Genomic DNA, 10,770 nt, shown 5'->3' with positions numbered 1-10,770 from the left:
GATTTTGTTGTAAAGATAGTAATTTAAATATAAAAATAGGAAGCCTTAACATCAGAAAATGCGTTAAGGCTTCCTTTAAAATACTTTATGCAATAAGCAAGAAGGACTTAGGGGTTCTCAGCAGTGTTGTATTATTTGTCAAAAGCAGGATTATAACGATAATAGTTGTCTGAATCTAATTGTTTTTGAACGTAAGCCAAAGCTTCACCAAATCGTTGGAAATGTACGATTTCTCTTTCGCGTAGGAAAACCAAAGGGGCTATGACATCTGGGTCACAGGCTTCCCGGATAAGGTTGTCATACGTTGTTCTGGCTTTTTGTTCTGCTGCAACCTCATAAGAACAACATAGGCCAAAAGCCTTATAAACACGCTGTTTTTTATTGTACAGGCTTTCCCTAGCTGCGATTGCATAAGGACAAAAAGTACATAATCTATATAATATAGAAGATAAAACAAACTATCCTGCAAAAAATTTCATCGTTCAATCGTATGCAATCCAATCCTTAATATATGCCAAACAATATGACAACACGAATCTGCGATACGGTGGTAAAAGAATAAAAGCCAGTGGGGTTGTCTATTTGCAACAATATTTCGTCTGGTAAGCTCGTATTTGCAAGCTCTACATGGTTGAAACAAGCCATCCTCCTTATACTGCCTACCGTTTTTCATACAACTGAAACTGCCCAATCATATGATCCAACATCTGCGTCTGTGTAGAAAGCTCCTCGCTTGCGGCCGCCAGCTCCTCGGATATCGAGGCATTATTCTGCACCACATCCGAAACCTGGCGCACCTCCGCTGTGATATTAGAAATGGATTTATGTTGATTTTCTGTGGCGGAAGCAATCCTATCCACCATAAAAATCACCTGTTTTGTACACTCGATAACCTGCAGCAGCGAATCGGCCGCCGTGTGGGCAACCTTTTCTCCATTTTTTACTGCTGCCACCGATTCCTTGATCAGAGCTGTCGTGTTCTTGGAGGCCATTGCCGTCTTATCCGCTAGACTGCGTATTTCTCGCGCAATCACCGCAAATCCCGTCCCCAGTTCACCGACCCTTGCCGCCTCTACAGAGGCATTTAAGGCTAGTAAATTCGTTTCGAATGCAATATCCTGAATAGTCTTCACTATCTTGTAAATTTCATCGGACCTTTCACTGATGATGTTCATCGCACTAATCATTTCCTGCATCTGCTGGTTGCTCTCAGAAACCTGTGCGCCCGCACGGTCTGTCTGGTTGCGCGCTTTATCCGCGTTCTCCTTTGTTACCCTGACTTGCTCAGATATTTCATTTACAGCTATGGCAAGTTTTTCAATCGAATCGGCCTGTTCCTCCGCCCCGATCGCAAGGATCTGCGCTCCTGAGGATACTTGTTCACTACCATTCGCCACTTGCCTTGCGGACTGGCTGATCCGCCAGAGGGTATCACTTAGTTTATCCCGCAGTCCCCACATCGACACTAGGATGCGGTCATAATGCCCCATGTAGTATTCATTGACATTGGATTGAACTTTAAAATTTCCCTCGGACATATCGCCAAGGATATCGCTGATATCTTCAATAATCGTCTTTTGATAGCTGATTAAATCCCGTATACTATCCGACATCTTTCCCAGTTCATCTCTCGACGTATAGGAAACGCACACGCCGTCTAACTGACCGTTTGCCAACTGCTGGGCGGCATCCTCAATCTCCTTCACAGGCTTGCGGATGCTGTTGGAAATATAAATGCCAAGCAGTGCCGCAGACACGATACTGAATGTCATGATGATCATGATAACAGTGATTGCCGATGCCTGCGCATATTCCCCTTCCTTCACCATATCCTGGGCGTTATGCGCCGCCACATCCGCGATCTGTTGGAGAAGATCCGCCATCTGATTCAGAACCGGAATATAACTGGACTTCATGACCTCGTATGCCTCATCCGTTTTCCCCGTTTCCACCAAAGCGAATACTTTGTCACGGTAGACGATGGCCTCCTGCAGCCGTTTATCCACCCTATCCACCATCGCGATGTCCCCTTTGAAGGAGTTACGGATTACGGGAAATGTAGCGCGCATGTTTCTGAGGCTTTCCTTCGCCTTATCAATGTACTCCGCGGATTCTTCCACATCAGACTCCAATATGGCATTTAAGATATCCCCTCGTGCAGCCTGCATCTCCCTTTTCGCTAGCCATACATTGATCGTCACTGTATAATTATTACGATAAAAAGAGGAAAGATTATCGCCAATTCTATTCAGCATGAATAGAGCGGCAATACTTGCCGACAGACATATTGCGATTACCATTGCATACGATAATAACAACCTAAACTTTAGTTTCATATTTCGTATTTTCTTCAACATAATTTTCTCCCAACGATGATGATTCACATCACTCCTATAACAGTTTTGATATTTTTCTGTAAAGCACACCCACTTCAATCGGCTTCTTAATATGGCTGTTCATTCCTATCGCTTTCCCTTCGATCATGCCATGAGATAATAGAACCAACGCATACGCCTAAGCACTTTGCGGATCCGCTGAATTACCTCGCTTCCATTAAATACGGTATTTTATTAATCATACATTGAATTACCGATCTTCTAATGGATCTTTAACACTGTTTGTATGGCCATAATGGCCTACTTCGTCGTTGCGATGGGCTTGTCAGTCTCCGCCTTTTCAAGCAGCATATACGCATGGGCGCAGAAGCCTTCATCATCCGCGACCAGCATCTTGAGATTCTCCATGATGCCGCTGTCTGCTCAAATGGGATGAAGATATGTTGCTAGAATGTTTACTCATGCCAATCTCGTTATGCTTCCCTTGAAGACGAGCTTGGCTCTTTCATTTTTGACTGGCATTTAGCCCCAAATTCTCTCTTGTTTTACGTTGCACGAACCTTTTACACCACTGTCCTCATATCTGATCCTTAGGGTTTTCCAATGAAAACCTTGTGCGTAAAAAGTCCAGTCTATCCTCAATAAACGCCTGCCAAGATTGTGCACACGCCGTCCAATGCTCCGCCATCATATCTGTTTCCAGCTGAGCGATAAAATCGTTCAAATCCATATGTGGCTGTTCACCAAAGCCTCTTAACACGGCAGAGAAAATATATCCCCATGCCATCAGCTCCCTCAACTTACCATAGCACTCCCTCAAGAATACAGAGGGAACTTCAGTAGAGATAAACTTTAAGAGGACATCAATACACAGAATATCGTTATTTTTACCGTGAAGTTTGCTGATTTCCTGCAATAAAGCTTCTCTCTTTTCCGCGGTAATTGATTCCAAAGTAAAGAGAGTTACGTTATATATTGTCAAAAAGAGAAACTCCATTCCTTCCTTGTGCAGGGTCAAGTTCTCTTGCATTTCCCGCGTGTTAAGTATATACGGATTGATAGGCTCCATACATACCCGGGTCCCGACCCCCATGTAGGCTTTCGTCACCCCCAGTGAATGTAGTACATCCAGGGTCCGACGTACTGTGCTCAATGACACATGATACCGTTCTGCCATTTTAGGCAGGGACGGCAGATAGCTGCCAACGGGATAGACCTCCCAGAAAATCTCTTGAATAATGGTGGAGGCAAGGGTATAGCGCACCTGCGGCCGTTTTCGATACATCGTCCATGTAAACGGAATCTGCGGCACATTTTTCAAGTGATGTTCCTCGGGAATGGAATCGACAAATGCCTTGACTTCCAGAAAGTTCTGATAGTAGTAAGCATCTGTTTCCGCCTTCATGCGGTTGGCTATCTCAACTGACAAAAGACCATCTTCCATATAATTGACCATGCCGTACTCTTTATTGGGATAAAAATAATTGAGATAACGCAAGAATTGCCAGTATAGACTTTCCATTAAGCCATTGTTGAAAGTTCTCAGGACATCATAATACAATTTTGTTGGTTCCTCACTCAATATCCCAGTTGCATTTGTTTTCTTGTATAAACCTGCAGAGATACTCCGTTCTAAGTTTTTTAACCCCATCTCCCAGACCGTAGAAAATAGCAGAGCCCCTTGTTGGTTAATATCTAGCATTCCATCTCTGCGCGGAACAAAATACTTCATAGCATTTTCTATGAAGGTTTTCTCTGTCCCCTGGTACACGATTATGGCCATCTTCCGCTGTTCTGTTTTTATGTACCCAGCTGCCTCCAATTTGTCCAAAGCAGTCTGCACCGTATTTCGCGCCAGACCAAAGGAAGCACAAATCTGTGAAATTGATCTTAACTGGTCGCCATATTGGTACATGCCAAAAAGAATTCGCGATTCATAGTATTCGTAAATCAGCTCGCTAAGTACATTATCATTTGCCATTTCTGTCCTCCAGCAGGGGGACACCTGCTCTTATGTGTTTACCGTTCCTTGGTGATTTTCAGCGAAGCAATAAATTATTAGTTTATTTTTTATCTCTCTGCTCATATTAGGGTAACCCTGTTCATGTTGGTACTAACTTAAGTATAGCACGCTTTCTACGAGCACGCAATGAATATTTCATTTGTATCTGGGACTTTTAAGGGATCTCATTTCTACCTCTGCGAACATAGAGCAGGGACAAAACGCAAATTATACAATTATAAAATTCGCACTTGGAGTTAAAGCATTTCATATGCTGAAAGAAGATTGCGGCTATGTTCTATATATCAGCATACTGATACACTCGTCTAATACGCATCATCCATCACACTGGAAATGGTGAGCGTCCCATGGAGCTTTCTAAAGCCATCTGATTCCTTCATATGAATGGATAACTTATTTCATTATGTACAAGCATTTTTGGATGCTTTTTAAATATAGTGTAGTGAGGTGGTTTCATGGCAAATGATGTTAAAGTAGTTTGCAAGAATGTTTTTAAAAATAGTGATACAGCGGCTCTGCAGAAAGTGTTTACTATGAAATGGATAGAATTGATAAACCAATTTGAAAAAAGTAAGGGGCACTCTACCCCTGCGAGTTGTTAAACAAGCGATTCTGCAAAGTGTTATCATAACATAAGCAGTGATCGTTTGTTTTGCCATCTTTGAAAAGGAGAACAAAACATGATGAATACGTCAAGGGTTGCGATATATTGCCGCTTATCCGAAGAAGATAGAAACAAACAATCAGAAACAGATGACAGTAACAGTATTCAAAATCAAAAGTCTATGCTGCTTCAATATGCTTTAGAACAAGGGTGGGAGGTCTACAATATTTACAGTGATGATGATTACACTGGCTCTGACCGACGACGACCAGAGTTCAACAAGTTACTGAATGACGCAAAAGACCATAAATTTGATATTGTCTTATGTAAGACGCAATCCAGATTTACCAGGGAGCTTGAATTGGTAGAAAAGTATATCCACGGTCTATTTCCCATTTGGGGTATTCGCTTTATTAGTATAGTTGATAATGCGGATACCGCAAATAAAGGAAATAAGAAATCAAGACAGATCAACGGATTGGTGAATGAATGGTACTTGGAGGATATGTCGGAGAACATCAAGAGTGTGCTGACAGATCTAAGAAAAAACGGTCGTCACATTGGAGCATTTGCTCTCTTTGGTTATAAAAAAGACCCTAATATAAAAGGACACTTGATTATTGATGAAGAAGCTGCACAGGTTGTCAGAGAAGTTTTTACTCTGTTTTCACAAGGCTATGGAAAAACTGCCATTGCCCGCATGCTGAATGATCGAGGTATTCCCAACCCAACGGAATACAAGCGGCTTCATGGTTTACGCTGTCGAACACCCAAAGGCAAGAACAGTACCTTATGGAAATATTATGCTATTTCCGATATGCTGGTAAATGAAGTTTATATTGGCAATATGGTACAGGGCAAATATGGGAGTGTATCCTACAAGACAAAGCAAAATAAGCCACGTCCGAAAAGTGAGTGGTACATTGTCGAAGGTACGCACGAACCGATCATTGACCGTGAATTGTGGGATAAGGTACAGGTGTTGATAGCTCAAAAGGCAAAGCCATTTACAGCAGGTACGATTGGGTTATTTGCCAAAAAAGCCCGCTGTATGAACTGCGGTTATGTTATGCGTTCTAATAAACAGTCTGATGGCAGACGATATTTAGGGTGTTCTAGCCGACACGTTTCTAAGAATGCTTGTGTTGGTTCTTTCATTTCTGTACCTAAGTTGGAACAGGCGGTGATTACAGAAATCAATAAGCTGTCTGCCGCATATCTGGATAAAGATGAACTGGAACAAAGTGTAATCTTTAACAGTGATGTAAGAGGAAAACAGAAGGCTCTGAAAGAGGAAATAGCCGCGTATCAAAGTAAGATTGGAGAATATACCAAAGGTATTCGTGAGTTGTATTTAGATAAGGTTAAGGGTATCTTGTCAGAGCAGGACTATTTGGACTTATCCAAAGACTTCTCAACTCAAAAGAAAAGGTTAGAAAAACTGGTGATTGATACGCAAAAACAGCTTGACATTATGGAAAGAAAGATACAAGCTGGTGATAACAAACGCCAGTTAATTGAGCAATATACCAATCTTGAACATTTAAACAGGGAAATCGTTGATAAGCTGATTGACTATATAGAAGTTGGAAAAAAAGACCCTGTCACAAAAGAAGTACCTATTGAAATACATTGGAATTTCTAAATTCTTATAAGCTGGCAGCGGGTATGCCTGATTATCGCAAACACCACTTATACAGTCAATGTTGATCTTACAAAGCGGCACCATCTGCTGCCATGTCTTCCATCAAGTCTGTGATAGGGTCACCTTTTGATTGGAAGTAAGTTGAAGTAAATGGAGCACCACTAGCTGCTTGTGGCCAGATACCGGTTGTATGATCGACATAGTAAGCATCAAAACCGGCTTTTTTAATTTCATCTACACTAAGATTGCGTGTTAGTTGATAGACGATGGCTGAAACCATTTCCAGATGAGCTAATTCTTCCGTTCCAATATCGGTCAACATCGCTTTCACTCGATCATAAGGCATTGCATATCGCTGATTCAAATAACGCATGGAAGCACTCAATTCACCATCTGGACCTCCAATTTGCGTAATGACAATTTTCGCAAAAGATGGATCCGGATGTTCTATCTGAACAGGAAACTGTAATTTCTTTTCATATACCCACATACTTACTTATCTCCTTCCCATGGCCATTTACCATGTATATATTCCCATGAACAGCTATTATTCTCACGGTTTGTTAATGGGCCATGCAAGGCTTCATATTCTTCTCTCGCCTGTTTACTGCAACATTGCATTGTGCGATAGTACGATAAAGCTTCTTTATCGTGCGGATGAGAATTTAGAAAAAGAGCAGCTTCCTGCAGAGCAAAATCATACATTTGTAACTGTGTTAAAACATCATCATGCATAAAAAGGACCTCCTTTCATTTATGGTCGAAATGGTTTGTTTAAATCATAAAATATTGTGCCGCTGCAAAATCCTTTTTCCAATGGCATTGGCATACTCCATTTTTGCATTGGAACATAAGCCATACCTACCACCTGTCTACGGTGCGTAGATAAATTTGTACATACTTCAGAAGGTAAACCATAATCATTCTGTATATTGTTTTGCATAGATGTCACCTCCTTTCTTTCTATACTATTTCATAAGAGAAAAAACTTGTAGATATATAACCTGTCAAAAGGAAAGCAATAGAATATTAGCAAAAACAGCAGATTAGACTTAATTTTCATGGCAAAAGAAAAAAGATGCAATAGCTTGCATCTCTTCTCTATAAAGACTATTCAATTTCCTGATCTAATTCATTAAACGGTTCATAATCGAAAAATTCTGCTAGTGTGATATCCATACCATCACAAATCTTTTTGATTGTGGAAACAGTTGGATTCTTACTCCTTCCAGAGGTAATATTACTTAGTGTTGATTGTGTCATACCACATAAAATACTAAGTTTATTCATGGAAATGTTGCGCTCATCGCATAATTCCTGAATACGTTGGCAGCATACTTCTTGTAGTGTCATTGGAATCACTCCTTTTCTAATACCTATTCTAAAAGATTCGCTATAGAAAGTTTAACCAATTATAGTTAAATTAACTATATATACAACAAATTTATAAGTATCACGCATTCCCGTTTAAGAAACGAATATTTCAAATGAAAATGCTCATACTACACGTTGTAAAGGAGTGTCGTTATGAAAGCTACTGGAATCGTTAGAAGACTGGATGATTTGGGACGTTTAGTTATCCCTAAAGAAATAAGAAAACAATATCGATTGAAAGAAGGAGATTCTATTGAATTTTTCATTGATAATGATCGCATCGTAATTCAAAAACATGATATCATGTCAAATCATATGGAAGAAATAAATATCATGTGTGAAACTTTACATGCAATGTATCAAAATACTGTTTGGTTTATCCAGGATGAATGGTTAAACAAAAAACAAATTAATTTGCGCGAAAGTTTCTTAGAACAATGTCATGTTCATCGCATGCAAGTTTTTAAAAATACAATGGTCATGAAAAATCAGGATACGGCATATGATGGTATTATCTATCCGATTACCTCTTTTGGCGATTGGTTTGGAGCCTTTGTTATGTTATATGATAAAAGTGTATTAGATAAAGAACAGTTATATGCGTTGGAGGCATTTACACAACTTTTATCTCGCCAACAATCACAATAAATGGTAAACTATACCGTAGAGGTGAAGTTACGATGCGATTAGATAAATATCTGAAAACAGCACGTATTTTAAAACGGCGAACAGTATCAAAAGAATTAGCCGATCAACAACGTGTTTATGTTAACGGAAAAGTAGCAAAACCATCTACGGATGTAAAGATTGGTGATGAAATACGCGTTCTGTTTGGTTATCGAGAATTAAGTGTTCGCGTTTTGATGTTACAGAAACAAGTAAATAAGAATGATGCGGCACTCATGTTTGATGTGTTAGAAGAAAAAATTATCAAGAAGGATGCACCAAATAATAGATGATAGAAACAGGAACATACAATTATAAAAAGGCTGTAATGCGAATTGACACAAGGGAAATGAATCTTAAAGTTTAGATAAATAGTTCATTTCAAAGTCGTCACTCCATTACGTCTTTTTTTTCATTATGGGGAATCATAAAAATGAGGAATCATGAATAGATATTATTAGAATCGATAGAACAAAGAAATTTCTGAATTCGAGTTAACTATATATAATTAAAAGTGGTAAAATAAAGTATACCATCAGTTGCATGTGTTTTGAATGGAGGGCTCATTATTACAGATTCAGAAATCTTTCAAATAATCGTAGATATCATGGAAATATCAAACGAACAAGATGATTTGCATGCGTTATGCTCTTGGATAGATGAAATAGGAATTGATGCAGTGTTTGAAACAATCATTCGTTTACATACAATTTATACGCTGGAATAAAAACGTTAGAATCATTTTGTTAAATCTTAAAAAGTCTTAAACCCTTATTATTTACTAGTGTTTATACTAAATGTTATATAATGAAGACGAAAACATTGTATAGAAAGGATGCGTATATTGTAAGGATGACTGCTTAGGTGAGTTCATTACAATATACCAGGTGATGGTATGGCATATAATGTCCTGATCGTAGATGATAATAAAGAAATCCGAGAAGTGGTCAATGTACTATTAAGTAATGAAGGATATATTGTGAATGAAGCTGACAATGGTGCAGAAGCTATTACAAAATGCGAAGCACAGGATCTTATTATCTTAGATATCATGATGCCCGGTATGGATGGTTTTAAGACATGTCGACGTATCCGTGAATTAACCAATGTACCTATCTTATTTCTTACGGCAAAGACTTTAGATCAAGATAAAGAAGACGGCTTTAACAGTGGTGGCGATGATTATCTTATTAAACCATTTTCCTATAGCGAGCTTTTATCTCGTGTAAATGCTCTTATACGTCGTTTTTATGTATATCGCGGAAAAAGTAATATTGAGGAAAGTAATATTATAGAACGTAATGATTTGAAAGTGGATCAAAATAGTAATCGTGTATGGGTTGGTGATGAAGAAGTAAATCTTACCGAGATAGAGTATCGTATCTTGCAATTACTGATTACCAATCCTAAGCGCGTCTTTTCTAATAAAGAATTATACGAAAGCATATGGGATGAATCCTATTTATATACTGCCAATAACACGATCATGGTACATATACGGAATTTAAGGAAAAAATTATTAGTTGATCCTTCCAATCCTAAGTATATACGTACTATTTGGGGAAAGGGGTATCGCTTTGATTAGAAAAACACGAATATCCAGATTAAGTATCAAACTGGTTATGATAGTGTTAATTTCTTTTGTGGCCAGTGCTTTATTATTTGCTATTTTGTTCATGAACCGTTATCGCGTTTTTCATTTCATTATTGATGAAACAGCCTTAACAAAATCAACAGCTGAATCGGTAGCTCAATTGCAAACTACGATTACCAAGAAACATATATCAAAAAATGATCAGAAACGCATCCGTGAAGAAATGAAAGAATATCGCCATCTTACGATGCAGCTATATGATTCTGAAGGGGTCTATTATACGGATCATGCCAGTCCTTTGGAAAAGGATGTATACATAGAAACATCTTCTTTTCTATTAACGTTATATTATCCACAATATGAAGATTATACATTAAAATTTTATGTTATTACCGCGTAGCTTTTGTCTTAGTTCATAGAGTGCCGTAAAGTGCCTATTTGCAGGCTTTTCACGGGTTTTATGAATTTATCATATTTCATCAAAAATCGTCAATATACAAAAAATTGGTGTCAAAATTGGTGTCAAAT

Annotated in this window: 13 protein-coding genes; 6 read left to right on the top strand and 7 right to left on the bottom strand. The window is 38.7% G+C overall.

The features are described from left to right. Window positions 1–131 precede the first annotated feature (131 nt). The 3 genes from AC1VS3_RS11860 to AC1VS3_RS11850 form a co-directional block, all read right to left on the bottom strand. Window positions 132–389: a manganese catalase family protein gene (locus tag AC1VS3_RS11860; protein WP_226897023.1), complete on the bottom strand. Its 258-nt coding sequence runs from the start codon at window positions 387–389 to the stop codon at window positions 132–134. Window positions 390–659: 270 nt separating this feature from the next. Further along, on the bottom strand, window positions 660–2,357 hold the full coding sequence (locus tag AC1VS3_RS11855) for a methyl-accepting chemotaxis protein (RefSeq protein ID WP_008690260.1): 1,698 nt from the start codon (window positions 2,355–2,357) through the stop codon (window positions 660–662). A gap of 556 nt (window positions 2,358–2,913) precedes the next feature. After that, window positions 2,914–4,317: a GntR family transcriptional regulator gene (locus tag AC1VS3_RS11850; RefSeq protein WP_008690261.1), complete on the bottom strand. Its 1,404-nt coding sequence runs from the start codon at window positions 4,315–4,317 to the stop codon at window positions 2,914–2,916. 722 nt (window positions 4,318–5,039) lie between these two features. On the opposite strand from AC1VS3_RS11850, the gene AC1VS3_RS11845 reads away from it, so the two are divergent. Next, window positions 5,040–6,608, top strand: coding sequence for a recombinase family protein (locus tag AC1VS3_RS11845; protein WP_008690263.1), 1,569 nt, complete (start codon window positions 5,040–5,042; stop codon window positions 6,606–6,608). Window positions 6,609–6,675: 67 nt separating this feature from the next. Here the strand turns inward: AC1VS3_RS11845 and AC1VS3_RS11840 are convergent, their stop codons facing one another. The 4 genes from AC1VS3_RS11840 to AC1VS3_RS11825 form a co-directional block, all read right to left on the bottom strand. Continuing rightward, complete coding sequence (locus AC1VS3_RS11840; RefSeq protein ID WP_008690264.1) at window positions 6,676–7,098, bottom strand: manganese catalase family protein; 423 nt, start codon at window positions 7,096–7,098, stop codon at window positions 6,676–6,678. A gap of 2 nt (window positions 7,099–7,100) precedes the next feature. Then, window positions 7,101–7,343 carry a spore coat protein CotJB gene (locus AC1VS3_RS11835; protein ID WP_008690265.1) on the bottom strand — a complete coding sequence of 81 codons (243 nt, stop codon included), beginning with the start codon at window positions 7,341–7,343 and terminating at the stop codon, window positions 7,101–7,103. Window positions 7,344–7,362: 19 nt separating this feature from the next. Continuing rightward, window positions 7,363–7,551 (bottom strand): spore coat associated protein CotJA, encoded by a 189-nt coding sequence (locus AC1VS3_RS11830; protein ID WP_008690267.1) that lies wholly within the window; start codon window positions 7,549–7,551, stop codon window positions 7,363–7,365. A 167-nt stretch (window positions 7,552–7,718) separates the two neighbouring features. Continuing rightward, a complete protein-coding gene (locus AC1VS3_RS11825) occupies window positions 7,719–7,961 on the bottom strand; it encodes a helix-turn-helix domain-containing protein (RefSeq protein ID WP_008690268.1) in 243 nt (80 codons plus the stop codon). 174 nt (window positions 7,962–8,135) lie between these two features. Between AC1VS3_RS11825 and AC1VS3_RS11820 the strand changes: the two genes are divergently transcribed. The 5 genes from AC1VS3_RS11820 (at window position 8,136) to AC1VS3_RS11800 (ending at window position 10,642) form a co-directional block, all read left to right on the top strand. Further along, on the top strand, window positions 8,136–8,630 hold the full coding sequence (locus AC1VS3_RS11820; RefSeq protein ID WP_008690269.1) for an AbrB/MazE/SpoVT family DNA-binding domain-containing protein: 495 nt from the start codon (window positions 8,136–8,138) through the stop codon (window positions 8,628–8,630). A 32-nt stretch (window positions 8,631–8,662) separates the two neighbouring features. Then, the gene (locus AC1VS3_RS11815) at window positions 8,663–8,941 is read left to right on the top strand and encodes an RNA-binding S4 domain-containing protein (protein WP_008690270.1); all 279 of its coding nucleotides are present in this window, start codon (window positions 8,663–8,665) and stop codon (window positions 8,939–8,941) included. Window positions 8,942–9,198: 257 nt separating this feature from the next. Next, entirely contained in the window at window positions 9,199–9,375 is a 177-nt protein-coding gene (locus AC1VS3_RS11810) for a hypothetical protein (RefSeq protein ID WP_017144733.1), read from the top strand. A gap of 168 nt (window positions 9,376–9,543) precedes the next feature. Then, window positions 9,544–10,233 carry a response regulator transcription factor gene (locus AC1VS3_RS11805; protein ID WP_008690271.1) on the top strand — a complete coding sequence of 230 codons (690 nt, stop codon included), beginning with the start codon at window positions 9,544–9,546 and terminating at the stop codon, window positions 10,231–10,233. A gap of 37 nt (window positions 10,234–10,270) precedes the next feature. Further along, entirely contained in the window at window positions 10,271–10,642 is a 372-nt protein-coding gene (locus AC1VS3_RS11800; protein ID WP_481275660.1) for a hypothetical protein, read from the top strand. Window positions 10,643–10,770 lie beyond the last annotated feature (128 nt).

This window comes from Longicatena sp. (assembly GCF_982403165.1).
The sequence above is the reverse complement of the archived record's forward strand: the minus strand, read 5'-3'. Positions and strand labels throughout refer to the sequence as shown.